General features: G+C 66.3%; 19 protein-coding genes, 1 pseudogene and 2 CRISPR repeat arrays. Of the genes and pseudogenes, 17 read left to right on the forward strand and 3 right to left on the reverse strand.

Going from position 1 to position 25,236, the window contains the following annotated elements:
• Positions 1 to 45 precede the first annotated feature (45 nt).
• Positions 46 to 1,080: an ABC transporter substrate-binding protein gene (locus N5K27_RS03355; RefSeq protein WP_132979116.1), complete on the forward strand. Its 1,035-nt coding sequence runs from the start codon at positions 46 to 48 to the stop codon at positions 1,078 to 1,080.
• Complete coding sequence (locus N5K27_RS03360) at positions 1,077 to 2,303, forward strand: amidohydrolase family protein (RefSeq protein ID WP_279814656.1); 1,227 nt, start codon at positions 1,077 to 1,079, stop codon at positions 2,301 to 2,303. Before N5K27_RS03355 ends, N5K27_RS03360 begins: the two co-directional genes overlap by 4 nt.
• Before the next feature lie 21 nt (positions 2,304 to 2,324).
• Here N5K27_RS03360 and N5K27_RS03365 read toward each other — a convergent pair whose 3' ends face one another.
• The gene (locus N5K27_RS03365; protein ID WP_087841561.1) at positions 2,325 to 3,221 is read right to left on the reverse strand and encodes a LysR family transcriptional regulator; all 897 of its coding nucleotides are present in this window, start codon (positions 3,219 to 3,221) and stop codon (positions 2,325 to 2,327) included.
• Between the two features lie 336 nt (positions 3,222 to 3,557).
• On the opposite strand from N5K27_RS03365, the gene N5K27_RS03370 reads away from it, so the two are divergent.
• The 10 genes and pseudogenes from N5K27_RS03370 (at position 3,558) to cas2e (ending at position 13,617) form a co-directional block, all read left to right on the forward strand.
• Positions 3,558 to 4,397 (forward strand): isochorismatase family cysteine hydrolase, encoded by an 840-nt coding sequence (locus tag N5K27_RS03370; RefSeq protein WP_279814658.1) that lies wholly within the window; start codon positions 3,558 to 3,560, stop codon positions 4,395 to 4,397.
• Complete coding sequence (locus N5K27_RS03375; protein WP_132979113.1) at positions 4,394 to 5,437, forward strand: ABC transporter substrate-binding protein; 1,044 nt, start codon at positions 4,394 to 4,396, stop codon at positions 5,435 to 5,437. The genes N5K27_RS03370 and N5K27_RS03375 overlap by 4 nt, the downstream gene beginning before the upstream one ends.
• Before the next feature lie 69 nt (positions 5,438 to 5,506).
• Positions 5,507 to 6,298 carry an SDR family NAD(P)-dependent oxidoreductase gene (locus N5K27_RS03380; RefSeq protein WP_087841564.1) on the forward strand — a complete coding sequence of 264 codons (792 nt, stop codon included), beginning with the start codon at positions 5,507 to 5,509 and terminating at the stop codon, positions 6,296 to 6,298.
• Between the two features lie 11 nt (positions 6,299 to 6,309).
• Positions 6,310 to 7,767, forward strand: a complete 1,458-nt coding sequence (gene allB, locus N5K27_RS03385) for an allantoinase AllB (RefSeq protein ID WP_279814661.1) — start codon at positions 6,310 to 6,312, stop codon at positions 7,765 to 7,767.
• The gene (locus N5K27_RS03390) at positions 7,764 to 8,930 is read left to right on the forward strand and encodes a ring-opening amidohydrolase (RefSeq protein WP_279814663.1); all 1,167 of its coding nucleotides are present in this window, start codon (positions 7,764 to 7,766) and stop codon (positions 8,928 to 8,930) included. The genes allB and N5K27_RS03390 overlap by 4 nt, the downstream gene beginning before the upstream one ends.
• Positions 8,931 to 8,934: 4 nt before the next feature.
• Positions 8,935 to 9,798 carry an ABC transporter ATP-binding protein gene (locus N5K27_RS03395; protein ID WP_279814665.1) on the forward strand — a complete coding sequence of 288 codons (864 nt, stop codon included), beginning with the start codon at positions 8,935 to 8,937 and terminating at the stop codon, positions 9,796 to 9,798.
• Positions 9,795 to 10,592, forward strand: coding sequence for an ABC transporter permease (locus N5K27_RS03400; protein ID WP_087841568.1), 798 nt, complete (start codon positions 9,795 to 9,797; stop codon positions 10,590 to 10,592). Before N5K27_RS03395 ends, N5K27_RS03400 begins: the two co-directional genes overlap by 4 nt.
• 306 nt (positions 10,593 to 10,898) lie before the next feature.
• Positions 10,899 to 12,088: a CRISPR direct-repeat array (repeat unit 29 nt; unit sequence GTGTTCCCCGCGGGAGCGGGGATGAACCG).
• Positions 12,089 to 12,266: 178 nt separating this feature from the next.
• Positions 12,267 to 12,557, forward strand: a complete 291-nt coding sequence (locus N5K27_RS03405; RefSeq protein ID WP_087780757.1) for a nucleotidyltransferase family protein — start codon at positions 12,267 to 12,269, stop codon at positions 12,555 to 12,557.
• A pseudogene (locus N5K27_RS03410) lies at positions 12,554 to 12,906 on the forward strand (DUF86 domain-containing protein). Before N5K27_RS03405 ends, N5K27_RS03410 begins: the two are co-directional and overlap by 4 nt.
• 453 nt (positions 12,907 to 13,359) lie before the next feature.
• On the forward strand, positions 13,360 to 13,617 hold the full coding sequence (gene cas2e, locus N5K27_RS03415) for a type I-E CRISPR-associated endoribonuclease Cas2e (protein WP_347944186.1): 258 nt from the start codon (positions 13,360 to 13,362) through the stop codon (positions 13,615 to 13,617).
• A 105-nt stretch (positions 13,618 to 13,722) separates the two neighbouring features.
• Positions 13,723 to 15,766: a CRISPR direct-repeat array (repeat unit 29 nt; unit sequence CTGTTCCCCGCGTGAGCGGGGATGAACCG).
• Between the two features lie 81 nt (positions 15,767 to 15,847).
• Here the strand turns inward: cas2e and N5K27_RS03420 are convergent.
• Complete coding sequence (locus tag N5K27_RS03420) at positions 15,848 to 17,254, reverse strand: alkaline phosphatase PhoX (protein ID WP_279814670.1); 1,407 nt, start codon at positions 17,252 to 17,254, stop codon at positions 15,848 to 15,850.
• Positions 17,255 to 17,394: 140 nt separating this feature from the next.
• Between N5K27_RS03420 and N5K27_RS03425 the strand changes: the two genes are divergently transcribed.
• Together N5K27_RS03425 and N5K27_RS03430 are read left to right on the forward strand one after the other, a co-directional pair.
• Positions 17,395 to 18,009 (forward strand): TIGR00730 family Rossman fold protein, encoded by a 615-nt coding sequence (locus N5K27_RS03425; protein WP_279814672.1) that lies wholly within the window; start codon positions 17,395 to 17,397, stop codon positions 18,007 to 18,009.
• 91 nt (positions 18,010 to 18,100) lie between these two features.
• A complete protein-coding gene (locus N5K27_RS03430) occupies positions 18,101 to 18,511 on the forward strand; it encodes a DUF3830 family protein (protein WP_087841573.1) in 411 nt (136 codons plus the stop codon).
• A 48-nt stretch (positions 18,512 to 18,559) separates the two neighbouring features.
• Here N5K27_RS03430 and ilvA read toward each other — a convergent pair whose 3' ends face one another.
• Positions 18,560 to 20,071: a threonine ammonia-lyase, biosynthetic gene (gene ilvA, locus N5K27_RS03435; protein WP_087841574.1), complete on the reverse strand. Its 1,512-nt coding sequence runs from the start codon at positions 20,069 to 20,071 to the stop codon at positions 18,560 to 18,562.
• Positions 20,072 to 20,183: 112 nt separating this feature from the next.
• Here ilvA and N5K27_RS03440 point away from each other — a divergent pair, with 112 nt between their 5' ends.
• From N5K27_RS03440 to N5K27_RS03450, 3 genes are all read left to right on the forward strand, one after another.
• Positions 20,184 to 20,744 carry a YqaA family protein gene (locus tag N5K27_RS03440; protein WP_087841575.1) on the forward strand — a complete coding sequence of 187 codons (561 nt, stop codon included), beginning with the start codon at positions 20,184 to 20,186 and terminating at the stop codon, positions 20,742 to 20,744.
• Between the two features lie 19 nt (positions 20,745 to 20,763).
• On the forward strand, positions 20,764 to 21,126 hold the full coding sequence (locus tag N5K27_RS03445; protein ID WP_087841576.1) for an arsenate reductase: 363 nt from the start codon (positions 20,764 to 20,766) through the stop codon (positions 21,124 to 21,126).
• Positions 21,127 to 21,279: 153 nt separating this feature from the next.
• Positions 21,280 to 25,209 carry an FAD/FMN-binding oxidoreductase gene (locus tag N5K27_RS03450; protein WP_132979112.1) on the forward strand — a complete coding sequence of 1,310 codons (3,930 nt, stop codon included), beginning with the start codon at positions 21,280 to 21,282 and terminating at the stop codon, positions 25,207 to 25,209.
• Positions 25,210 to 25,236: the final 27 nt, after the last annotated feature.

A 25,236-nucleotide genomic window follows, 5' to 3' on the forward strand; every position in this document is an offset into this window, starting at 1 on the left:
CGGATTGCCTTCCGGGTCGCAACCTTATCGAAGGAACGATCCGACATGTCTATTTTCCGCTGGATTATCCGGGCCGCCGGCCTGGCCGCCCTGGCGTGCGCCTTGCCCGCCGCCGCGCAATCGCCCGCCAAGATCAGATTCATGCTGGACTGGAAGATCCAGGGCGTCCACGCCTGGTTCTATTGGGCCAAGGACAAGGGCTATTTCAAGGATGAGAACCTGGACGTGACCATCGACCAGGGCGACGGGTCGGCGGCGGCGGTGACACGGGTCATGTCCGGAGGCTACCAGGCGGGCGTGGGCGACGTGAACGCCATCATCCAGAATGCCGCGACCAAGCCCGGCGAGGCGCCTGTCATGGTTTACATGATCTACAACCAGGCGCCGTTTGCGCTGATTACCAAGGCCGACGGACCGATCAAGACGCTCAAGGACATCGAGGGCAAGACGCTGGGGTCGCCCGCCGGGGCGGCGGCGCTGAAGGTCTTCACCGCGCTCGCCAAGCGCAACGGCATCGACGAGAAGAAGGTGAGCTGGACCAACATGGCCCCGAACCTGCAGGAGCAGATGCTGCTGCGCGGGCAGGTGGATGCCTCGGCGGTATTCGCCGCCACCAGCTACATGAATCTGGTCGCGCAGCACGTGGATCCGGACAAGGACATCCGTTGGATTTTCTACAACGACAACGGCCTCGATCTGTACAGCAATGGCGTGCTGGTATCTCCCAAGCTGCTGGCCGAGCAACCGCGCGCGGTGGGCGGCCTGGTGAAGGCGGTCAACCGGGCGATGAAGGAATGCATCGCCGCAGCGGACGCCTGCATCGACAACCTGGCGCGCAACGAGCCGCTGATCGACAAGAGTATCGAGAAGCGCCGCATGTTGTACGTCCTCAAGCATTCCATCCTGACATCCGAGGTGGCCGAGATCGGATTGGGGGACGTGCGCGACGAGCGCATGGCGCGCGCCATCGACCAGATCGCCGACAGTTACGGCCTGCCGCGCAAGCCGTCGCCGGGCGAGGTGTTCAACCGGAGTTTCCTGCCGCCCAAGGCCGACCGCACGGCCAGGCTGCCGCTATGACGGCCGCGCAGGCGGCAACGGATGCCTGGGGCATCCGCAATGCGGCTCTCCCCGGGCGCGAAGGGCGGTGGCGCGTGATCGTGGCCGGGGGGCGCATTGCCGAGATCGCGCCCGAGGGCGACGGCGGCCGGTATGCCGACGCCTGGGACGCGGACGGACGGCTGCTCTCGACGGCCTTCGTCGACCCTCACGTCCATGTGGACAAGGCGCTGACCAGCGACCGCGTGGATGATGCCGTGGCCGCGTCCGACCTGGACGCGGCAATCCGGGCCGTGCGCCGCCTCAAGTCCGGCTTTACCGAGGAGGACGTCGCCGCCCGGGCGGCGGCGTCTCTGCGTATGGGGCTGGCGCACGGCACGACCGTGGCACGCACCAACTGCGAGGCTGACCGCCATGTCGGCTTGCGCGCCGTGGCCGGCGTGCGTGCGGCAGCCCGGGCGTTGGCGGGCGCGGTGGACGTGCAGGTCATCGCATTTCCCCAGGAAGGCTGGTTCGAGACCGCCGGCTCGGCCGAGGACGGCGCGGCGCCGTACATCGAGCAGGCCCTGGAGGCCGGCGTGCGCATCGTCGGCGGCAACGTCAACCGGGCGTTGTGGCCATCGGATCCCGAGCGCCAGGTGGACGAGAGCTTCGCGCTGGCCGCGCGCTACGACTGCGACATCGACTATCACCTCGACAACTGGGATACGCCCGAGTCGTTCACCCTGCCCTACGTGGCGCACAAGACCCTGGCGCAGGGATGGCAAGGCCGCGTGGCGGTGTCGCACATTGCCTCGCTGGCCGCGGTCGGCGATGCCGAGGCGGCCGACGCGATCGATGCGGTCAGGCGCGCCGAGGTGAGCGTTTGCGTACTGCCCACCCGCATGCGGCTCACGCGCGTGCTCGAACTGATGGAGGCCGGGGTCAACGTGGCCTGTGGCACCGACAACATGCGCGATCCGTTCGTGCGCTATGGCGATGCCGATCCGCTCAAGGCCATGCTGCTGCTCGCGCAGATCACGCGCCAGCTGCACAACGCCGGACTGGAGCGGATCTGGACGACCATGACCGGCAATGCGGCGCGCATGCTGCGATTGCGCGACTATGGCATGGCGCCTGGCTGTCATGCGGATCTGGTGTTGCTGGACGCGCATTGCGTGTCCGACGCGATATTGCGGCAGGCCGCCCGGCTTGCCGTGTTCAAGCGCGGCATGCAGGTGGCGGGACAGCTCCGCGTGGTCTGATCCGCGCCGGGTGGCGGGGCATCAGGCTTCGGCCGCCGCCAGCGTCTGCTGGATGTGTTCGACGAAGGCATGCGCGATCACCGGCAACTGGCGGTGCCGCAAACTCGCCAGCACCAGCTTGCCCCTGGGGAAATGCCGGTCCTCCAACTGCCGCGCGACCAGTTCCCCGCCTTCGGTGACCGCCCCGATGGCAATCTGGAAGGAAATGGCTTGCTGGTAGTAGAGGCAGCCGCGCAGGAATTCGAACGAGTTGCTTTCCACCATCGGGTGCAATTTGATCGAGCTGCGCGTCATGAAGCGCTCCAGCAACTGGCGGCCGCCTATGTCGCGATCGGGCAGTACGACGGGATAGTCGGCACAGTCGCGCAAGTAGACGCGAGGCTGCCCGGCCAGGGGATGGCTGCGGTGCATCAGCGCGACCAGGGGCTGGTCGAACTGCCTGATGGACTCGATGTCGGCCTCCGGCGCGAGGTTGAAGACCAGGGCCAGGTCAACGTCGAAAGCGCGCAGCGCCTCGAGCGCCTGCAGGTGGTCGCCGAAGGTGACCTCGAACGAGACCAGCGGATGGGCGGCGCGGAATGAGGACACCGCGCCGGGCAGGCAGACCGGCGCGAGCGCCTGGCTGGCGACGATCCGGACGGTGCCGCGGCGCTTTCCCTTCAATTCTTCGATTTGTGACCGGACGCCGTCGAGTTCGGCGCTCCGGCTGCGTATGTAGCGCACGAAAAGCTCGCCGGCGGTGGTCAGCCGCATGCCTCGGGGAAGGCGCTCGAAGATGGGCGTGCCCAATTCTTCCTCCAGATCCTGGATGCGGCGGTTGACGGCCGACGGCGCGACGTGGAGCCGCTCGGCAGCCTGGCGGATGGAGCCGACGCGAGCGACTTCGTCGACGTAGCGGAGAAAGCGCAGGTGATTCATGAGGGGAGGACCTGGAAGTGGGGAAGGGATGGACGCACTGCTTCGTGGCCTGCGCCGCCCGATAGCGGGCATGCCGCTTCGGTTTGGTGCATGGGCCGGTACGTGTGCGAGGCGCATCGGCGGCGGCCGGCCCGCCGCCCCGTCGAGCGCGGCAGCCGTGCGGAAAGGCCACCAGCCAGGGGCGGCGCGGGCGTGTTCCGCATCGTTGCCGATACGGCAACGGGTAGTCCGTCAAATGGCATTGAATTGGATCGCAGAATCAGGTGGACGGGTACGGTCATTGCATAGAGCAAATCATGTTCCGGGATTCGCCGGCATCCACGCATCGTCCAGACCATGACCGCACCGACTGTTCCCACCCATTCCTTCGGCCCCTCGCCGGACAACGCATGGACCCAGCGAGACGACTGCCTGAGCCTCGTCCGCCCGGCCCGCCCGTCCCGGCCGCTGCGCCTGCCGTCCGATGGACAGGCGCTGGAGTTCGATCTTGCTCGCTCCGCGCTGATCGTGATCGACATGCAGAATGACTTCTGCCATGCCGACGGCTGGTTCGGCCAGAAAGGCGTGGACGTCTCGCCCATGCGCGCACCCATCCCGGCCATCGCCGCGCTGTTGCCGGCATGGCGCGCCGCGGGCGGACGGGTGGTCTGGCTCAACTGGGGCGTGCGTGCCGATCGCCTCAATCTCAGCCCCACCATCCTTTTCAAAGGCAAGCGCAGCGCCGACGGCGTGGGCTATGCCGAGTGCTCGCCCGATGATCGCGGCCCCAGCGTGGTGGCCGGCGAGTGGGGCGCGCGCGTCGTCGAGGAACTGCCGGTGGCGGCGGACGACGTGACCGTCTACAAGCATCGCCTTAGCGGCTTCTGGGACAACGAGCTGGACAGCCTGCTGCGCCAGCAGGGCATCACGACACTGTTCTACGCGGGCGTGAATACCGACCGCTGCGTGTTCTCCACGCTGCAGGATGCGGGGTTTCTGGGCTACGACAACATTCTCCTGGCCGATGCCTGCGGGTCGCCATCGCCTGATTACGTCACCCAGGCCATTCATTTCCTGGTCAGACAACTGCACGGCTTCGTCGCCAGCGCGCAAGACCTGGCTGGCGCGCTGGCAGCCAACGCTCCGCAATCGCCGGAGCTTCCCTCCACTCCTCGTTCTATAGGAATCGCTCCATGATCGATCATCTGAAACGGCTGGTTCGCGCCTCGGCCGGCGCCGCCGCGCTCGGACTGTGCCTGTCGGCGCTTCCGGCCCTGGCCGATGCCCAGCCCCGGATCAAGCTGACCTTGAACTGGAAGTACGAGGGAGCACAGGCCTGGTTCTTCCTGGCCCAGGAGCGCGGCTATTTCAAGGCCGAAGGACTGGATGTCCAGATCGACCAGGGCGAGGGGTCGGCAGCCGGCGTGCCCAAGGTCGCCGCCGGTACGTACACCGCGGCGTTCGGCGACATGAATGCGCTGATCGACTTTGCCGCGCGCCGGCCCGACGATGCGCCGGTGGCCGTCTACATGCTGTACAACGTCGCGCCGTTCACCGTGGTCGTGAAAAAAGACAGCCCCATCAAGACGCCCAAGGATTTCGAGGGCCGCACCCTGGGCGGGCCCGCCAGCGACGGCGCCCTCAAGCTGTTCCCCACGCTGGCGAAGACGGCGGGATTCGACCTGGCCAAGGTCAAGATCAACAACATGGCGCCCAACCTGCGCGAGCAGATGCTGTTGCGCGACCAGGTCGACGGCGTGTTCGGCTACGTGAACACCGTGTGGTTCGCCGCCAAGCTGAGCGGCATGGATCCCGAGAAGGACCTGCGCTTCATCAAGTACGCCGACTACGGCCTGGACCTGTACTCCAACACCATCATGTTCTCGCGCAAGTTCGCCAGGGAGAACCCCGAGGCGGTCAAGGGTTTCCTGCGCGCGCTCAACAAGGCGATCAAGGACGTCGTGGCCGATCCCGACGCCGGCATCGCCGCGGTGCTCAAGCGCGAACCGCTGCTCAAGGCCGAGCTGGAGAAAGAGAAGCTCCTGTCGACCATGAAGCGCGACATGAGCCACCCCGAGATTGCCAGGATCGGGCTCGGCGACGTGGACGATGCCCGCCTGAAGCGGGCCATCGATCTCGTGGTGCAGGCCAACCAGCTGGGCAGCACGCCCGCCGTATCAGCGGTGTTCGACCGCGGCTTTCTGCCGGCGCGCGCCGAGCGGCCCACGCATTTCTGAACCCCCGCACCGCCGGCGACGGCAGGCGCGGCGGGATCGAGTACTACCGCATTGAACGAGAGATAAGACATGGAATTGCAGCTGAAAGACAAAGTGGCCGTCATCACCGGCCCCGCCAAGGGCATGGGCCGGGCGATCACCCTTGCCTTCGCCCGTGAAGGGTGTGCGCTGGTGCTGGCCGGGCGGGATGTCGTCGCCATCGAGCCGGTCGCCGCCGAGGCGCGCGCGCTGGGCGTGCGCGCCAAGGTGATCCGGTGCGACCTGATCGACGCCGGCCAGACCGAGGCCCTGGGGCGGGAAGCCGAAGCGGCCTTCGGCCGGGTCGACATCCTGGTCAACGTGGCCGGCGGCTCGGGCCCGATCGGCAAGACGGGCTGGGAGACCACCGCCGAGGAGTTCGACGAGATCGTCGGCCTCAACATGAAAGGCTGCTTCAACACCATGCATGCCGTGCTGCCCGGCATGATCGCCCGGCGCTACGGCAAGATCGTCAACGTCGGCGGCACGTTCGGCATGCGCGGGCGCGCCGGTCGCATGGCGTACTCCGCCTCGAAATGGGGCCTGCGCGGCATTACCAAGAGCTTTGCCCTGGAGGCCGGCCCGCACAACGTCAACGTCAATTGCGTTGCCCCGGGCATGGTCGACGGCCCCCGCTTTCGCGAGAAGGTCTGCGCGGACATGGCGCGCAAGCACGGCATCCCGCTGGAAGAGGCCATGGCGCGCCATGCTGCCGACTATGCGCTGCGCCGCGTTTCCACCGACGAGGACGTGGCCATGGCCTGCCTCTTCCTTGCCAGCGACGCGTCGCGCCAGATCACCGGCGTCGATCTGCCGGTCGACGGCGGCTGGGCCGCACTGTAAGGAGAAGACACATGAGCCAGGTAGATCTCCTCATCCGGGGCGGCAGGATCGTGTCGCCCGACCAGATCATCGAGGCGTCGGTCGCCATCGACGGCGGCCGGATCGTCGCCGTCGGCCATGACGACATGATGCCTTCCGCGCGAGAGACGCTGCAGGCCGACGGCCTGTACCTGTTGCCGGGCGCGATCGACAGCCACGTGCATTTCCGCGATCCAGGGTATCCCAACAAGGAAACGTGGAAGAGCGGGTCGGCCGCAGCAGCCTGCGGCGGTGTCACCACCGTGTTCGAGATGCCCAACACCAACCCCGCCACCGGCACGGTCGAGGCGCTGCGCATCAAGCAGAAGGCGGCGGAATCGTCCTATGTGGACTACGGCATCCATGGCCTCCTGGGCGATGACACCATAGACAGGCTGGAAGAATTGCTGGATGCGGGCGTGACCAGCTTCAAGGCCTTCGTCGGCAACACCTTCGGCAACTTGCCCGCGCCCACCGACGGCGCGCTGCTGGAGGGGTTCGAGAAACTGGCGCCCCTGGGCATACGCACGGTCGTGCATGCCGAGAACTCGTCCATCATGGCGCGCCGCCAGCAGCGCATGGAAGAGGCGGGACGCATCGACGCCATGGCCCATCTTGCCTCGCGTCCCGCCGTATGCGAGATCGAGGCCATCGGCCGGGTATTGACCCTGGCCGAATGGACCGGGGCCCGCGTGCACATCGCCCACCACAGTTCACGCGATTCGCTGTTCCTGCTGCGCGACGCCAAGCGGCGCGGCGTGGACGTCACGGTCGAGACCTGCCCGCAGTACCTGCTGCTGAACATCGGCGACATGACGCGCCTGGGCGGCATCCTGCGCCTGAACCCGCCCATACGGGAAGCCCATCACAACCAGCCGCTGTGGGATGCCTTGGTGGAAGGCGTGATCGACATGATCGCCACCGACCACGCCCCGCACACGCCGGAAGAAAAAAACCGGCCGAATATCTGGCAATGCGACTGCGGCTTTCCCGGGGTGGAAACGCAGATGCCGCTGATGCTGACCGAGATCAACCGCGGGCGGGCAAGCCTGATGGACTATGTGCGCTGGAGCTCGGTCAACCCGGCCAAGGCCTGGGGCCTGTATGGCACGAAAGGCGTGATCGCCGCCGGCGCGCATGCGGACATCGCCATCGTGGACCTGGCGCGCGAAGGCGTCCTGTCGGAAGGCAAGCTGCACAGCGTCAGCAAGATCTCGCCATGGAACGGCCGCGTCGTGAAGGGGTATCCGCTGCATACTCTGGTGCGCGGCCGCTTCGTCATGCGCGACGGCCGGCTGGTCGAGGAGGCCGCCGGGTGGGGACAGTCGGTCAAGGGCGTGCAGCGCATGCCGGCTTCCAGGCCCCGCAACGTCGAGAGCTACACGTCGAACATCCTGGAGACGCCGGCGGGTGTCCCGCCCACGGCGGCACCCAGCCGGGAGGCCACATGACCGGGACAGCAGAAGCCGCGGGCCGCCGGGCGCAGGTCGTGGGCGTGCATCGCGTATCCTGCCGCGGGCCGGGCGACCTGTCCGGAGTCGGGACGCTGGTGGACACGGGCGAACTGGATCCGCGCCACGTCGTGGCGGTCATGGGCAAGACCGAAGGCAATGGCTGTGTCAACGACCACACGCGCGAGTATGCGGCGGTGAGCTGGTGCCATTTCCTCGCTCCCTACCTGGGCTGCACGCCGGCCGAGGTCGAATCGCGCGTGGCGCTTGTGATGTCGGGCGGGACCGAAGGCGTGTTGTCGCCGCATTTCACCGTATTCACGCGCCGTTTCGCCACGGCCGCGGACGCGCCGCCGGTGGGCAAGCGGCTGGTGGTGGGCGTTGCGCACGCGCGCGATTTCGCGCCCGAGGAAATCGGCCGCGTGGCGCAGATCGACGCCACGGCCGAGGCCGTGAAGGCCGCCATGGCCGACGCCGGCATCGTGTCGGCGGCCGACGTGCATTTCGTGCAGGTCAAGTGTCCGCTATTGACCTCGGCCAAGGTGAACGATGCGTTGTCGCGCTCGGCAGATCCGGTCACGCGCGACACCTACGAGTCCATGGGCTACTCGCGTGGCGCCTCGGCGCTTGGCGTGGCGGTGGCGACCGGCGAGATCGCGCGCGAACGCGTCGGCGATGACTCGGTGCTGGACGACTGGTCGCTGTGGTCGGCCCGCGCATCGGTGTCGGCCGGCATCGAACTCGAAGGCAACGTGGTGATCGTCCTGGGCGAGGCCCAGGGCAGCCTGTCGCCCTATCGCATTGCGCACACGCTGATGCGGGACGCCGTGGACGCCGCGAGTGTGCGCGCCATGCTGCGCGAGTCCTTCGGCCTGGATCCCGACCGCGATGCCGAGGCGCTCGGCCAGCGGCTGGTGAACCTGCTCGCCAAGGCCGAGGCCAGTCCCGACGGCGGCGTGCGGGGGCAGCGCCACACCATGCTCAACGACTCCGACATCAACGCCACCCGCCATGCGCGCGCGGCGGTCGGCGGCGTGCTGGCATCGGTAGCCGGCCATACCGCGCTGTACGTGTCCGGCGGCGCCGAGCATCAAGGTCCACCCGGCGGCGGGCCGGTGGCCGCCATCCTGCGCATCGATGCGCCGTCTCTCCTCAGGGAATGACTCCATGACCCGATCCTTCATCGAACTGGCGGACGTGACGCTGCGCTACGGCGGCGGCACGCTGGCGCTGGACCACACCGACCTGGACATCGACCAGGGCGACTTCGTCGCGCTGGTCGGCCCCAGCGGCTGCGGCAAATCCACCATCCTGAAACTGGTGGCGGGGCTGCTCAATCCCAGTTCCGGCGGCGTCATCGTCGGCGGGCGCGAGGCCGGCGCCAAGGGCGGCGGACCGGTCGATCCGCATACGCCGCGCGTACGCATCGGCCTGGCGTTCCAGAACCCCACCATGCTGCCCTGGCTGACCATCCGCGAGAACGTCATGGTCCCGCTCAAGATCGTCCAGCCGTTCCGCGCCGACTACGCCCGCAAGAAGCGGGGCGAGTTCGCCGAGCGGGCCGAGGCGCTGCTGGAACAGGTGGGCCTGAAAGGCTTCGGCGACAAGCGCCCATGGCAATTGTCCGGCGGCATGCTGCAGCGGGCGTCGCTGTGCCGCGCGCTGGTGCATGACCCGCAACTGCTGCTGCTGGACGAGCCGTTCGGCGCGCTGGACCAGTTCACCCGGGAAGAACTGTGGGCCATCATGCAGGAGCTGTGGATCGCCAAGCGGCCGACGGTGCTGCTGGTGACGCACGACCTACGCGAATCCGCCTACCTGGCCAATCGCATCTGCGTGATGAGCTCGCGCCCCGGCCGCATCCTCGAGGACCGGGAGGTCGGTTTCCCGCGCCCGCGCACGCTGGAGGACAGCTACGCGCCGGAATTCGCCACCCTGGTCCAGGAACTGCGCATGCGCATCGCCCATGCGCGCACGGAGAGCGATACCGCTCCCGCCGAGATCGAACCGCTCGCAAGGAGAGTCGCATGAGCGATGAGAAAAAGCCGCTGCTTTCGCCCAAGACGAAGCGCTACATCCTGTCCGTCCTGGCACTGGCCGGTTTCTTCCTGCTATGGGAGGTAATCTGCCTGGCAACGGGCGTGTCCGACCTGGTCCTGCCGCGCCCCAGCCAGATCGCCGCCGTGCTGGTGGAGAAGATGCCGCTGCTCTGGCCGCATACCGTGCAGACGCTGTACACGACCGTGACCGGGTTCGTGCTCGGCGTGCTGGTGGGCATCGTGCTGGGCATGATCATCGGCTCCTCGCGCCTGGCCTACGACGTGGCCTATCCGCTGCTGGTCGGCTTCTCCAGCATTCCCAAGGTGGCCGTGGTACCGATCTTCGTCGTCTGGTTCGGCGCCGGCACGATGCCCGCGATCCTGACCTCGCTCGTCATCAGCATCTTCCCGGTCGTGGTCAACGTGGCCACGGGCCTCGCCAATACCGAGCCCGAACTGGAGGACGTCCTGAAAGTGCTGGGTGCCAGCAAGCGCGACGTGCTCTGGAACGTAGGCCTGCCGCGCGCGCTGCCCTATCTGTTCGCATCCCTGAAGATCGCCATCACGCTTTCGTTCGTTGGCACCGTGCTGTCCGAGACCGTCGCCGCCAACAAGGGCATCGGCAACGTGATGATGATCGCAAGCGGCAACTTCGACGTGCCGCTGGTGTTCGCCGGCCTGTTCATCCTGGCGGTGCTGGGCGTCGCGTTGTATGCGGTCTCGGCCCTGATCGAAGTCAGGCTGACAGGGTGGGCGCAGCGCAAGAACGACATGGCCATGGCGTGATGCGGCCGGAGATTAGACGTCTCATGAGCACCACGGCTGGAGTTGGGCGTCATCAACCGCCGGTTGCATGATCGAGGAAAAAGCCACCTTGAGTTAAGGATGTGAGCGGGCTGTGCTTGCGGATGGAGCCTGGGTTCTCATTCCATATGGGACGTCCAGAGCTCGCATTTGTTGCGGCTGGGAGCTGATTGGCTATGATGGCTTGGGGACGATTTTTTTATTTTTCAGCTGGGTCTGGTTCTTTAAAAAATTGGTGGATTTAAAGAGGCCGATTTTCTCTTTTTAAAACAAGTGCTTATATTTGGTGTGTTCCCCGCGGGAGCGGGGATGAACCGGCGGAGGCCTCGATGCGCATCATCGAAGAGGCGTGTTCCCCGCGGGAGCGGGGATGAACCGAAAAGAGCCTCCGCCGCCTGATCCAGGCCCAAGTGTTCCCCGCGGGAGCGGGGATGAACCGCTTTCCACGAATGCGCGGCCAGCAACCATGTCGTGTTCCCCGCGGGAGCGGGGATGAACCGCGGAATGACCACGAGGGCCATGATGGCAACAGGTGTTCCCCGCGGGAGCGGGGATGAACCGGAGGTTTGCAATGCGAACCCGGACAAATGGCAGTGTTCCCCGCGGGAGCGGGGATGAACCGCCTTTGCCGACCTGGACCCCCAGCGCCGCGCCGTGTTCCCCGCGGGAGCGGGGATGAACCGTCCGCGCTTTGCCCGCCTGGCCTACAGCCCGGGTGTTCCCCGCGGGAGCGGGGATGAACCGCCGTCCTTCACCCCCGGCTGGCCCGGACCCACGTGTTCCCCGCGGGAGCGGGGATGAACCGGCGGCCGTGCTGGCGAGGCCGCGGCCGGACATGTGTTCCCCGCGGGAGCGGGGATGAACCGCGCCGCGGCTTCAGGCCCGTGGACGACAACGAGTGTTCCCCGCGGGAGCGGGGATGAACCGGCATGATTCTCGCGGTTCGCGGTGGCCCAGTAGTGTTCCCCGCGGGAGCGGGGATGAACCGCCCCGGCACCACCTGAACATCGGCTACGAGTAGTGTTCCCCGCGGGAGCGGGGATGAACCGCGTTGGTCTGCGTGAACAGACGCACCGCCTCGGTGTTCCCCGCGGGAGCGGGGATGAACCGGCGCGACCAATTACCGATGTATTCGAGGTGTCGTGTTCCCCGCGGGAGCGGGGATGAACCGAACTACAACGTGCGCGCCCGCATGTGGAGGGCGTGTTCCCCGCGGGAGCGGGGATGAACCGTCGGTCAGGCGCGCGTCGCCCAGCTTGGCGCGCGTGTTCCCCGCGGGAGCGGGGATGAACCGGAAGCGGTAACCGAAATAATCGCCCCGCCCCCGTGTTCCCCGCGGGAGCGGGGATGAACCCACTTCGCCAGCGCGGCGACAACCTGGTTGCGCGTGTTCCCCGCGGGAGCGGGGATGAACCGGGCGTCATGTCCTCGTCGCCTTGCCACCGCTGGGTGTTCCCCCCGTGAGCGGGGATGAATCGGTCGGCTAGATGGGAAGCGTGGTGTAATCAAACACGCAACTGAGCGGCTTCGCGACACCAGAAGTGCCGCCAGCATCTGCGAGCCAAACGAAGTGAGCGGCGTAACCTGCCGAGCCGGCCTCCGTCTTGTCGGGAACTACAATATAAGTGCCCTCGCAATGAATCCTGGAGGACGACCATGCGACCATCCGAAATTCTTGCATTGAAACGAAGCGCGGTACGCGAAGCGGCAGCTCGTTTCAAGACAGCGAATCCACGTGTCTTTGGTTCGGTTCTACACGGTACCGATCAGGACGGCAGCGATCTTGACATCTTGGTCGATGCTCTACCCGGCGCTACATTGTTCGACCTCGGCGGCCTCCAGGACGAATTGGAAACGCTGCTTGGGGTGCATGTCGACTTGCTTACCCCGGGCGATTTGCCCATGAAATTTCGGGCCAAGGTTCTTGCGGAAGCCCAACCCGTATGAATCGCCTTCCTGACTATCTCGATCACATGCACCAAGCCGCCGTGAATGCGTGCACTTCACCGAGGGCATGTCCAAAGACGAGTTCCTGACGGACCGGCGGACGCAGCAGGCGGTTGTAATGAGCCTCATCATCATCGGAGAGGCTGTTACGAAAATCATAGATCACCATGCCAGCTTTGCCGCAGCCCATCCCGAGGTGCCTTGGCGCAATATGCGTGCGATGCGTAATCGCATGGCTCATGGCTACTTTGATATCGATCTCGGCATTGTGTGGGACACTGTGAAGCTGGCCTTGCCCACACTACTGCTGCAGCTAGGAAACCTGCGCGACGAAGCTGGCGGACAATGATTCAGAATACGGGAGCCAGGTCCGTTTGCACCGGTATTCCAAGTGGCAGCACAAAGCTCTCCTGCTCCGAACGCTAGCTCGCTGTTCTAAGTTTTTCTCTCTGCACGCGCTCAATCGCTTTAACTTCATTTGGTTGTCTGGGTACCCAGGTCAAATCCGGGTCATGCGGCCGAATAGCTCCGTATCTCTTCTTGAGCAGCCGTTTCGCACATCATCGTCGGTCCCCCTGGCTTTTCGCATAGCCGCAAAGTCTCCGGAGGCGCCCGAGCGCGAAGTGCGATTGGCCTGCCGGGATTTGTTTCGATCTGGCAAGCTGCTTGGACGGATCATTCCCCTGATCGACGATGTGTTGGCCGCTGGTGGTATCCAGCCGCCCGAGGCCCCTCCTGAATCCGTACCTCCAGCCATTCCGAATCCAGAAAGCGACGGCGACGTCGGGCATCGGAGTCGCTGATGAGCTTGCTCGTGGTTCTCACCGAGAACGTCCCGCCAAGATTGCGCGGGAGATCGGCCATCTGGTTGCTCGAGGTCCGAGCCGGTGCCTATACCGGTGATGTATCGCGCCGTACACGGGAAATGATCTGGCAGCAGCTCGATTCAGGGTATGAAGACGGCAACATCGTGATGGCTTGGGCCAGCAACAGCGAATCTGGCTATGACTTCCAACGCTTGGGGCGAATCGCCGGGAACCGGACGACTACGATGGGTTGAGGCTGGTTGCGTTTCTTCTGCCAGAGGGGTCAACTCTTTAACAGAAAAGTTGGTGGGTTTTTGGCATCCGATTTTTCCCTTTGAAAACAATCGGTTATGTTTGGACTGTTCCCCGCGTGAGCGGGGATGAACCGCCGGTGAACGCGGTGTCCGCGACGCTGGACTACTGTTCCCCGCGTGAGCGGGGATGAACCGGTACTGTCCGTCTTGGACGACGGTTCGCAGAACTGTTCCCCGCGTGAGCGGGGATGAACCGTCCTGTGGCGACGAGACATTCCGCACTTCGCCCTGTTCCCCGCGTGAGCGGGGATGAACCGCGGCTCGAGCAGAACCGCGTACTGCGGGAGAACTGTTCCCCGCGTGAGCGGGGATGAACCGGCCGGCCAGCCGATCGTGCTCGACGTGCTCAACTGTTCCCCGCGTGAGCGGGGATGAACCGCAATTTGCAGGATGCGGGCTTGGGGAAGCACCCTGTTCCCCGCGTGAGCGGGGATGAACCGGTGTCCGAGGAAACCGGCCAGTCCGCGCAGACCTGTTCCCCGCGTGAGCGGGGATGAACCGGGACTGACGCAGGAGTTGTGGGCCTACAATGTCTGTTCCCCGCGTGAGCGGGGATGAACCGGTGAAGGAACAGCCGGACGGCCACCTGGACAGCTGTTCCCCGCGTGAGCGGGGATGAACCGCCAACGTCCTGCCTGAAAGGCAGTCTCCAGCCCTGTTCCCCGCGTGAGCGGGGATGAACCGCTCCTCGAACGCTGCCCAGGGTTCATCCGGGACTGTTCCCCGCGTGAGCGGGGATGAACCGGCCGTAGTCGGTGACGGCAGCCCGCGCACGGCCTGTTCCCCGCGTGAGCGGGGATGAACCGCGCCCCCTACCAAAATCAGACCTAGTACGATGCTGTTCCCCGCGTGAGCGGGGATGAACCGCTCTCTCGACCGCCATCACGGCCGTGGCGGCGCTGTTCCCCGCGTGAGCGGGGATGAACCGCGCTATGCGGCATCGGAGGTATCTGGGGTGGACTGTTCCCCGCGTGAGCGGGGATGAACCGTCCGATCTCAATGAGATGAAGAATCTCAGAGTCTGTTCCCCGCGTGAGCGGGGATGAACCGCACGCCGGCGCTTCCCTGCCATGAGATTCAACCTGTTCCCCGCGTGAGCGGGGATGAACCTAGCGCCGCGGCCGCGCTTGGACCCCACAAGGACTGTTCCCCGCGTGAGCGGGGATGAACCGGCACCCTGCATGTCGCGGAACAACTCGATCAGCTGTTCCCCGCGTGAGCGGGGATGAACCGCTACACCACGGCCGGCAGCGAAGGTTCCTACGCTGTTCCCCGCGTGAGCGGGGATGAACCGCTGGCGCAGCAGGAGACCGAGAATGTCATCGACTGTTCCCCGCGTGAGCGGGGATGAACCGCCGCACCACCAAGCGGCGCTGTTCCGTCGCTTCTGTTCCCCGCGTGAGCGGGGATGAACCGGTGGGATTCAGCGACAAACTCGTCACCCTGGCCTGTTCCCCGCGTGAGCGGGGATGAACCGGAAAACAAGAATTACTCCACGTTCGCCCTTGCGCTGTTCCCCGCGTGAGCGGGGATGAACCGTACAGGGGGATGTCGATGGTCATGGCTGCTCTCTGTTCCCCGCGTGAGCGGGGATGAACCGCTGCTGATGCGGGCGAGGACGGGCGCGGGATCCTGTTCCCCGCGTGAGCGGGGATGAACCGTTCATCGGTCACAAAGAAGATGAACTCGAGCACTGTTCCCCGCGTGAGCGGGGATGAACCGCGGATGGTTATCGAACGAATCACATTGCACCTCTGTTCCCCGCGTGAGCGGGGATGAACCGACCATGGCGGGTTGACATGCGCCGCATTCGCACTGTTCCCCGCGTGAGCGGGGATGAACCGGAGAGTGCCTGCCGGCGGTTGAGGGCGCCATCCTGTTCCCCGCGTGAGCGGGGATGAACCGCCGTCGTAGCACTCGCCCCAGCCAGTTCGCATCTGTTCCCCGCGTGAGCGGGGATGAACCGGCCCGGCTCAGAGTGCTGGTGGGGATGCCGCACTGTTCCCCGCGTGAGCGGGGATGAACCGCATTGCGGATGCCGGTTGGTGCCGCAGGCGCCCCTGTTCCCCGCGTGAGCGGGGGCTGAACCATTCGAGATCAGCCGTCGAATGGGTTCGTTCGAATGCTCCCGCTCAGGCTGGGCATGAGTCCATGCCTCCCCACTGCCTGGCTACTCTACCAGCTTCGTCGGCAACAGCACCTCGAACGTGATCCCTTCCTCCGATTTGCCCGCCGTACCGCGCTGCGAGCTGAAGTAGAGCCGGGTGCCGTCGGGCGAAACGGCGGGGCCGGTGATCTCGCTGTCGTCGTGGCCGACCAGCCGCATCACGGCCTGCGACGTGCCGTCGTCGCGCAGCACGCCGATCTCCAGGTTGCCCGCGTCCTCGGCCACCAGCATTTCGCCGAAGGAGGTGATGGTGATGTTGTCCGGTTCGTCGATGCTGTGGGTGTCGGCCGGGCCCAGTTTGCCGTCGAAGATGACTTCGAGGGTGCGGTGGGCGGTGTCGTAGGCCCAGATGCGGCTGTTGCGGGACGTGACGAAGAATACGATGCCGTTGAAGAACCAGATGCCTTCGGCCTTCTGGAAGTAGTTGCCGGGGGGCAGGATGCCGCCCTTGCGCAGGGTGTCGCGGATGTTCTTCTGGCCCTGGTCGGGGAAGGCCACGGGCTCCCAGGTGACGGAGGCCGGCGTCTTGCCGAAGCCGATGAGGTCGGCGTAGGCGGCGTCGGAGGCGTCGGCGTCGCGGGGCAGGGCGTCGATGCGCAGCACTTGCAGCTGGCCGGATTCGAACTTGACGGGGCGTGCGGCGCCGGTGGGCCAGTCGGTCGAGTCGCAGACGTAGCGGTAGATGCGTCCGCCGCTGGCATCCTCGGTCAGGTACAGCATGCGATTGGCCGGATCGACACAGACCGCTTCATGCGCGTACTTGCCCAGGGCGGGCCAGGCGCGGGGCGGGTTGGCGTCGGACCAGGGGCGGTAGGGGTCGCATTCCCAGACCATGCCGGCGATCTGCTGGGTGAGTTCGAATTCCTCGCACGACAGCCAGGTGTTCCAGGGCGTGGGGCCGCCGGCGCAGTTGCCCGAGGTGCCTTTCAGGATGGGGTAGGCGTCGACGATTTTGCCGGTCTTGTCGAACTTGAGCGCGCTGACGCCGCCCAGCGGGGCGGTCATTTCGGCGTTGCTGACGTAGATCCAGCCGCCGTCGTCGGTGGCATAGCAGGCTCCGCCGTCGGGCGCGGCATGCCACAGGAAGCTGCCGCCGCTGACCGGGGCCTTGCCGCTGCGCGCGACGATGCGCGAGGAGAAGCCCTTGGGCAACATCACGCCGTTGGCGTCGGCGGGCTGGAGGGCGCTGAATTTGGCGAAGGGGTTGAACTTCTCGACCGGTGGTTCGGGGTCGACGGGGGGCTTGGGATCGACCGGCGCGGGGTTGGCGGAAGCGTCGTCGCCATCGCCGCCACAGGCGGCCAGGAAGCCCGTCAGGCTGACCGCGCCGGCGGTGCGGAAGGTCTTGAGCAGGAAGGCGCGACGCAGGGAGAGGTCCAGGGGGATGACGGGGTAGGTATGTTCGCTCATCGTTGTCGGGGTGCGGATGGGGGGAGATGCTCGGGCGTGGAGCGCTGCCATCCTGCGTGCCTCGCGTTACAGGGTGTTGACGCCATCGGGGCGGCCCGGCGCGTTTACACTTTCATGCTTCGGTACCGAGGATTTTTTTCATGGACAGCACAGCGCTTGCTCTTGGCCGGGTCGCAGTTTTCTGCGGCTCGAATTTCGGTTTTTCGGACGAGTACGCGCAGGCCGCGCGGCGACTGGGCGCGCAGTTCGCCGCCCGGGGCCTGACGCTGGTCTATGGCGGCACCCACAAGGGCCTGATGGGCATCATGGCCGACACGGTGCTGGAGGCGGGCGGCCAGGCGGTGGGCGTCATCAATCGCCGGCTGCACGACCGCGGCCATCTGCATCCGGGGTTGACCTCGCACGAGATCGTGGCGGACATGCGGGCGCGCAAGGCGCGCATGGCGGACCTGGCGGACGCCTTCATCGCGATGCCCGGCGGGCTGGGGACCTACGAGGAGCTGTTCGAGGCGGCCACGCTGACGCAGCTGGGGGACCACACCAAGGCGTGCGGCGTGCTGAACGTGCGCGGCTTCTACGAGCCCATGCGGGCCATGCTGACGCACGCGGTGCAGGAGGGTTTCATGAAGGCCGAGCACCGCGACATGATCGTGATCGAGGCCGACCCGGGCGCGCTGCTCGATGGGCTGGCGGCCTGGAAGGCGCCGACCGTCACGAAGTGGATCGGCGATCCCGACCCCGCTCCCGCCGCCTGAACCGGACAGCCATTTGATTAAACTGAGGCGCCTGGCCGGTTTTTTTCCTTCATCCGGGGCCCGTCAGGGCCCCAATCCTTCGCAGACCACCATGACAAGAATCCGCATACGCGCCGCCGAATACGAGTTCATCGCCGAGACCAATCCGGATGCTCCCGAGACCGTGGCCGCCTTCCTGAAGTTGCTGCCCTACAAGCAGAAGATCATCCACGTGCGCTGGAGCGGCGAGGGCTGCTGGATTCCGCTGGGCGAGTTCAAGCTGGGCGTGGGGTTCGAGAACCACACCAGCCATCCCTCGGTGGGGGACATCCTGTTCTATCCGGGCGGCTACAGCGAGACCGAAATCATCCTGGCCTATGGCAGCTGCATGTTCGCCAGCAAGATGGGCCAACTGGCCGGCAACCATTTCCTGACGGTGGTCGAGGGCAAGGAAAACCTGCGCGCGCTGGGCGTGAAGACGCTGTGGGAAGGCGCGCAGGATATCGTTTTCGAACTGGCGTAAGGGCGGGCCTCCGGCGGCGGGGACGCCGCGCGGAGGCCGCAGCCGCGGCTATCGCAGGAACAGCTTATAGGCCGGGTTCTCGGACTCGTCCCAGTGCCGGTAGCCCAATTCCGCCAGGAAGGCCGCGAATTCCTTCTTGTCGGACGGCGGCACCTGCAGGCCGACCACGATCTGCCCGTAGTCGCCGCCCTGGTTGCGGTAGTGGAACAGGCTGATGTTCCAGTTGGGCGACATGGAGTTCAGGAAGCGCATCAACGCGCCGGGCCGCTCGGGGAATTCGAAGCGGTACAGCAGTTCGTGATTGGCCTGCGGGCCGCTGCCGCCGATCATGTGGCGCAGGTGGGTCTTGGCCAGCTCGTCGTGAGTGAGGTCGATGGCGGTGAAGCCGTTGCGCCGGAAGTTGGCGGCGATCTTGGTGGATTCGCCGGCCGACTCGGTCTGCAGGCCCACGAAGACGTGGGCTTGTTCGGAATCGGCCATCCGGTAGTTGAACTCGGTCACGTTGCGGTTGCCGACCAGTTCGCAGAAGCGGCGGAAGCTGCCGCGTTCCTCGGGCATGGTGACCGCGAACACGGCTTCGCGGGACTCGCCCACGTCGGCTCGGTCGGCCACGAAGCGCAGCCGGTCGAAGTTCATGTTGGCGCCGCAGGCGATGGCCACCAGGGTCTTGCCCTTCAGGCGGTGCTGGGCGGCGTATTTCTTGAGGCCGGCCAGGGCCAGCGCGCCGGCGGGCTCCAGCACGTTGCGGGTTTCCTCGAACACGTCCTTGATCGCCGCGCAGATGGCGTCGGTGTCGACCACGACGAAGTCGTCCACGTATTTGCGGGTAAGGCGGTAGGTTTCCTCGCCCACGAGCTTGACGGCGGTGCCGTCGGAGAAGAGGCCGACGTCGGGCAGGGTGACGCGGCGGCCTTTCTTCACGCTCTGGACCATGGCGTCGGAGTCTTCGGTCTGCACGCCGATGATGCGGATCTCGGGGCGCAACTGCTTGACGTAGGCGGCCACGCCGGAGATCAGGCCGCCGCCGCCGATGGCGACGAAGATGGCGTCGATGGGGCCGGGGTGCTGGCGCAGGATCTCCATGCCTATGGTGCCCTGGCCGGCGATGACGTCGGGGTCGTCGAAGGGGTGGACGAAGGTGAGTTTTTCCTTCGCCTCCAGTTGCTTGGCGTGGTTGTAGGCGTCGGTGAAGCTTTCGCCGTGCAGGACGACTTCGGCGTTGCGCGCCTTGACCGCGTCGATCTTGAGCTGGGGCGTGGTGACCGGCATGACGATGACGGCCCGGCAGCCCATGCGCTGGGCGGCCAGCGCCACGCCCTGGGCATGGTTGCCCGCGGAGGCGGCGATGACGCCGCGTTCCAGCGCCTTGGGCGGCAGATTGGCCATCTTGTTGTAGGCACCCCGCAGCTTGAAGCTGAAGACGGGCTGGGTGTCTTCCCTCTTGAGCAGCACCGTGTTCGCAATTCGCGCCGAAATCTGGGGAGCCGCGTCGAGGGAGGACTCGATAGCGACGTCATAGACTTTGGCGGTGAGTATGCGCTTGAGATAGTCGGTGGCCATGATGCTGCGTCAGGGGTTGGTGGAAAAAGCGTAATCCTTAAGTTTGACACAGATGGCTCAAGAGGCGCTTCGCCACCTGGAAAGAGCCAGGGGGTGGGCTAAACTCCTCGCCATGCATCAATGGCTGGAATCCTCCGTTCACTGGCTGCTCCACGCTCTGGCTTTGCCCGAGGTGGGGCTGTCGGCCGTTTTCCTGGTCAGCCTGGTGTCGGCCACGCTGCTGCCCATGGGGTCCGAGCCGGCGGTGTTCGGCTATGTGAAGCTGGCGCCGCCGATGTTCTGGGTGGCGGTGCTGGTGGCGACGGCGGGCAATACCGTGGGGGGGATGATCAGCTACTGGATGGGGGTGGGAGCCAAGCGGGCGGTGGAGCGCATCAAGGCGCGGCGCGAGGCCCGGCATCCTCACGAACACGAGGCGGAACCGGACGACGGCGAGGCGCACGCGCCCACGCGGAAGGATCGCTGGCATGCCTATGCCCACGCGTGGATAGAGCGGTTTGGCGCCAAGACGCTGCTGCTGTCGTGGGTGCCCCTGGTGGGGGATCCGCTGTGCGCGGTGGCGGGGTGGCTGCGGCTGGATTTCCGGGCCTGCGTGGTCTACATGGCCATCGGCAAGTTCGGGCGCTACGCCACGATGACCGCCGCGCTGCTGTGGGTGTTCCCCGACAAGTAGCAAGAAAAGGATCTGGAACATGACGACGCGGGTCTACGGACTGAACAATTGCGATACCTGCCGCAAGGCGCGTAAATGGCTGGCCGCCCAGGGGCTGGAGGCCGATTTCGTCGATTACCGGGAGCATCCGGTGGGCGCGGCCACGCTGAAGGACTGGGCGGCCCAGGTAGGGGGCTGGGAGAAGCTGGTGAACCGGTCGTCCACGACCTGGCGCAACCTGCCGGAGGACCGCAAGCAGCCCGCCGGCGAGGCGCAGTGGCTGGCGCTGGTGGCCGAGCATCCGACGCTGGTGAAGCGGCCGGTGCTGGTGACGGCGGACGGCGTGGCCAGCGTGGGGTTCTCGGAGACGGGCTGGGCGCGGCGCCTGGGCGTGGCTTCCTAGGCGCCCCGGCGGGGCGAATGTCCCCGCGTTGGATGCATTTCCCGCCAGATATGACCCTTTTAGCGGGTCGGAAAAGGCGGGCGGCTCCAGCGGGAGGGTGGGGCAATCGGCTAGAATGGTCGGCTACCCTCGGGATGAAGTACAGCCCCCACCATGAACGCCCCTCTGCCCATCGCCCTCGCTCCTGCGCACGCACCGACCCGCCTGCGGGAGATTCCGTACAACTACACGTCGTTTTCCGACCGGGAAATCGTGCAGCGGCTGCTGGGCTCGCAGGCTTGGGACATGCTGTGCGACCTGCGCGGCGAGCGCCGCACCGGCCGGTCGGCGCGCATGCTGTACGAAGTGCTGGGCGACATCTGGGTGGTGCGCCGCAATCCCTATCTGCAGGACGACCTGCTGGACAACCCCAAGCGCCGCGGCCTGCTGGTCGAGGCGCTGAACCACCGGCTGCGCGAGGTCGAGCGCCGGCGCGAGCCCGACGACGCGGAACGCGACGGCAAGGTGGGGCGGCTGCTGGACATGGCGCGCAGCGCCGTGCGGGCCTTCGAGCAGGAGTTCAACGAGACCGCCGAACTGCGCCGCCGCGTGCAGAAGGTGCTGGGCCGCGCGACGGCGCGCGACAACATCAAGTTCGACGGGCTGTCCCGTGTCTCGCATGTCACCGACGCCACCGACTGGCGCGTGGAATTCCCGTTCGTGGTGCTGACGCCGGACAGCGAGGACGAGATCGCCGCGCTGGTGCGCGGCTGTATCGAGCTGGGCCTGACCATCATCCCGCGCGGGGGCGGCACGGGCTATACCGGCGGCGCGGTGCCGCTGACGTGGAAGTCCGCCGTCATCAACACTGAAAAGCTCGAGACCCTGGGCGACGTCACTGTCGGGCCGCTGCCCGGCGTGGACCGCGAAGTCGCGACGGTGTTCACCGGCGCCGGCGTGGTCACCAAGCGGGTGGCCGACGCGGCCGACAAGGCCGGCTACGTGTTCGCGGTGGACCCCACCTCGGCCGAGGCTTCCTGCGTGGGCGGCAACGTCGCCATGAACGCGGGCGGAAAGAAGGCGGTGCTGTGGGGCACGGCGCTGGACAACCTGGCCTGGTGGCGCATGGTCGACCCCGAGGGCAACTGGCTGGAGGTCACGCGTCTCGAGCACAACCTGGGCAAGATCCACGACGTGCCGGTGGCCCGGTTCGAGCTCAAGTGGTTCGACGGGATGGGCAAGCCGGGAGAGCGCCTGCTGCGCGCCGAGACGCTCGAGATCAATGGCCGGGTCTTTCGCAAGGAAGGTCTGGGCAAGGACGTCACCGACAAGTTCCTGGCCGGCCTGCCGGGCGTGCAGAAGGAAGGTACCGACGGCCTGATCACCTCGGCGCGCTGGGTGCTGCACCGCATGCCCAAGCACGTGCGCACGGTCTGCATGGAGTTCTTCGGGCAGGCGCGCGATGCGATTCCGTCCATCGTCGAAGTCAAGGCCTACCTGGATGGCGAGGGGCGCGCGCGCGGAGCGATCCTGGCTGGCCTGGAGCACCTGGACGAGCGCTATCTGCGCGCGGTGGGCTATGCCACCAAGAGCAAGCGCGGCACGCTGCCCAAGATGGTGCTGATCGGCGACATCGTCGGCGACGACGAGGATGCGGTGGCCGTTGCCGCCAGCGAGGTCGTGCGGCTGGCCAACACCCGCCATGGCGAAGGCTTCGTGGCGGTCAGCGCCGAGGCCCGCAAGAAATTCTGGCTCGACCGTTCGCGCACGGCCGCCATCGCGCGCCACACCAACGCCTTCAAGATCAACGAAGACGTGGTGATCCCGCTGCCGCGCATGGGCGAGTACACGGACGAGATCGAGCGCATCAACATCGAGCTGTCGACCCGCAACAAGCTGCGGCTGATCGACCGGCTGGCCGAGTTCTTCGACGGCGAGCTGCCGGTGGGCAAGAGCGAGGACGGCGAGGGCGAGAAGCTGTCGCGCGAGGAGATCCTGGGCGACCGCGCCGTGCAGGCGCTGGAACTGCTGGAGTCGGTGCGCGAGCGCTGGAACTGGATCCTGCGCAGCATGGACCTGCCGCTGGCCGACACGCTGGGCGAGTTCGCCCGCATCGGGCTGGGGCAGCTGCTGCCGGCCTTGCAGGAGCGGCTGCAGGTGCAGCCCACGGCCCGCGTGTTCGACGTGGTGCAGGACCGCACGGTGCGCGTGTCCTGGAAGGCGGAGCTGAAGGCGCCGCTGTCGCGCATCTTCTCCGGCCAGGCCTGCGCGCCCATCCTGGTCCGGGCCCAGGAGATCCACGACAAGGAGCTCAAGGGCCGGGTGTTCGTCGCGCTGCACATGCACGCGGGCGACGGCAACGTGCACACCAACATCCCCGTCAACTCCGACAACTACGAGATGCTGCAGGAGGCCAACGAGGCCGTCGCGCGCATCATGGACGTCGCGCGCAGCCTGGACGGGGTGATCTCGGGCGAGCACGGCATCGGCATCACCAAGTATGAGTTCCTGTCCGAGGCCGAGCTGGCGCCGTTCCAGGACTACAAGCGCCGCATCGACCCGCACAACCGCTTCAACGCCGGCAAGCTGATGCCCGGCGGCGACCTGCGCCATGCCTATACCCCCAGCTTCAACCTGCTGGGCCACGAGTCGCTGATCATGCAGCAGAGCGACATCGGCGCCATTTCGCACGCCATCAAGGACTGCCTGCGCTGCGGCAAGTGCAAGCCGGTGTGCGCCACCCACGTGCCGCGCGCCAACCTGCTCTATTCCCCGCGCAACAAGATCCTGGCGACCTCGCTGCTGGTCGAGGCCTTCCTGTACGAAGAGCAGACGCGCCGCGGCATCAGCATCAAGCACTGGGAAGAGTTCGAGGACGTGGCCGACCACTGCACGGTGTGCCACAAGTGCGAGAAGCCCTGTCCGGTGGACATCGACTTCGGCGACGTGTCCATGAACATGCGCAGCCTGCTGCGCCGCATGGGCCGCAAGTCGTTCAACCCGGGCACGGCCGCGGCGATGTTCTTCCTGAACGCCAAGGATCCGCGCACCATCAATGCCACGCGCAAGGCCATGGTCGACGTCGGCTACAAGGCCCAGCGGCTGGCCCACGACGTGCTGGCCAAGTTCGCGCGCAAGCAGACCGAGCATCCGCCGGCCACGGTGGGCAAGCCGCCCATGCGGGAACAGGTGGTGCACTTCGTCAACAAGAAGATGCCCGGCAACCTGCCCAAGCAGGGCGCGCGCAAGCTGCTGGACATCGAGGACGCCAAGTACATCCCCATCATCCGCAACCCGCGCGCCACCTCGGCCGACACCGAGGCGGTGTTCTATTTCCCGGGCTGCGGTTCCGAGCGGCTGTTCTCGCAGGTGGGCCTGGCGACCCAGGCCATGCTGTGGCATGCCGGCGTGCAGACCGTGCTGCCGCCGGGCTACCTGTGCTGCGGCTACCCGCAGCGCGGCAACGGCATGGACGACAAGGCGCAGAAGATCATCACCGACAACCGGGTGCTGTTCCACCGGATGTCGAACACGCTCAACTACCTCGACATCAAGACCGTGGTGGTCAGCTGCGGGACGTGCTACGACCAGCTGGCCGGCTACGAGTTCGAGAAGATCTTCCCGGGCTGCCGCCTGATCGACATCCACGAATACCTGCTGGAGAAGGGCGTCAAGCTCGAGGGCGTGACCGGCGCGCGGTACATGTACCATGATCCCTGCCACACGCCCATGAAGCTCCAGGATCCGATGAAGACGGTCCGGGCGCTGGTGGGCGAGGGCGTGGACAAGAGCGACCGCTGCTGCGGCGAGTCCGGAACGCTGGCGGTGACGCGTCCCGACATCTCCACGCAGATCCGTTTCCGCAAGGAGGAGGAGCTGCGCAAGGGGGCCGACAAGCTGCGGGCCGACGGCTTCCAGGGCGACGTCAAGGTGCTGACCTCCTGTCCGTCGTGCCTGCAAGGGCTCAGTCGCTACAACGACGACGCGAACCTGGACGCCGACTACATCGTCGTCGAGATCGCCCGTCACGTGCTGGGGCAGCAATGGATGGAGGATTACGTCAGGCGGGCCAACGACGGCGGTATCGAACGGGTCCTGCTGTAGGCGCGGCCTTGGGAACGGGCGCGCACG

Source organism: Pigmentiphaga sp. GD03639 (assembly GCF_029845405.1).
GTDB classification, from domain to species: domain Bacteria; phylum Pseudomonadota; class Gammaproteobacteria; order Burkholderiales; family Burkholderiaceae_B; genus Pigmentiphaga; species Pigmentiphaga daeguensis.

What these genes read in the sequence shown, in the direction of transcription:
- ilvA (WP_087841574.1), bottom strand. Translation starts at nt 20,071, where the DNA reads ATGGCCACCGACTATCTCAAGCGCATACTCACCGCCAAAGTCTATGAC.
- N5K27_RS03390 (WP_279814663.1), top strand. Translation starts at nt 7,764, where the DNA reads ATGACCGGGACAGCAGAAGCCGCGGGCCGCCGGGCGCAGGTCGTGGGC.
- N5K27_RS03425 (WP_279814672.1), top strand. Translation starts at nt 17,395, where the DNA reads ATGGACAGCACAGCGCTTGCTCTTGGCCGGGTCGCAGTTTTCTGCGGC.
- N5K27_RS03420 (WP_279814670.1), bottom strand. Translation starts at nt 17,254, where the DNA reads ATGAGCGAACATACCTACCCCGTCATCCCCCTGGACCTCTCCCTGCGT.
- N5K27_RS03450 (WP_132979112.1), top strand. Translation starts at nt 21,280, where the DNA reads ATGAACGCCCCTCTGCCCATCGCCCTCGCTCCTGCGCACGCACCGACC.
- N5K27_RS03405 (WP_087780757.1), top strand. Translation starts at nt 12,267, where the DNA reads ATGCGACCATCCGAAATTCTTGCATTGAAACGAAGCGCGGTACGCGAA.
- N5K27_RS03370 (WP_279814658.1), top strand. Translation starts at nt 3,558, where the DNA reads ATGACCGCACCGACTGTTCCCACCCATTCCTTCGGCCCCTCGCCGGAC.
- N5K27_RS03360 (WP_279814656.1), top strand. Translation starts at nt 1,077, where the DNA reads ATGACGGCCGCGCAGGCGGCAACGGATGCCTGGGGCATCCGCAATGCG.
- N5K27_RS03355 (WP_132979116.1), top strand. Translation starts at nt 46, where the DNA reads ATGTCTATTTTCCGCTGGATTATCCGGGCCGCCGGCCTGGCCGCCCTG.
- N5K27_RS03395 (WP_279814665.1), top strand. Translation starts at nt 8,935, where the DNA reads ATGACCCGATCCTTCATCGAACTGGCGGACGTGACGCTGCGCTACGGC.
- N5K27_RS03375 (WP_132979113.1), top strand. Translation starts at nt 4,394, where the DNA reads ATGATCGATCATCTGAAACGGCTGGTTCGCGCCTCGGCCGGCGCCGCC.
- N5K27_RS03445 (WP_087841576.1), top strand. Translation starts at nt 20,764, where the DNA reads ATGACGACGCGGGTCTACGGACTGAACAATTGCGATACCTGCCGCAAG.
- N5K27_RS03380 (WP_087841564.1), top strand. Translation starts at nt 5,507, where the DNA reads ATGGAATTGCAGCTGAAAGACAAAGTGGCCGTCATCACCGGCCCCGCC.
- N5K27_RS03440 (WP_087841575.1), top strand. Translation starts at nt 20,184, where the DNA reads ATGCATCAATGGCTGGAATCCTCCGTTCACTGGCTGCTCCACGCTCTG.
- N5K27_RS03365 (WP_087841561.1), bottom strand. Translation starts at nt 3,221, where the DNA reads ATGAATCACCTGCGCTTTCTCCGCTACGTCGACGAAGTCGCTCGCGTC.
- N5K27_RS03400 (WP_087841568.1), top strand. Translation starts at nt 9,795, where the DNA reads ATGAGCGATGAGAAAAAGCCGCTGCTTTCGCCCAAGACGAAGCGCTAC.
- allB (WP_279814661.1), top strand. Translation starts at nt 6,310, where the DNA reads ATGAGCCAGGTAGATCTCCTCATCCGGGGCGGCAGGATCGTGTCGCCC.
- N5K27_RS03430 (WP_087841573.1), top strand. Translation starts at nt 18,101, where the DNA reads ATGACAAGAATCCGCATACGCGCCGCCGAATACGAGTTCATCGCCGAG.
- cas2e (WP_347944186.1), top strand. Translation starts at nt 13,360, where the DNA reads ATGAGCTTGCTCGTGGTTCTCACCGAGAACGTCCCGCCAAGATTGCGC.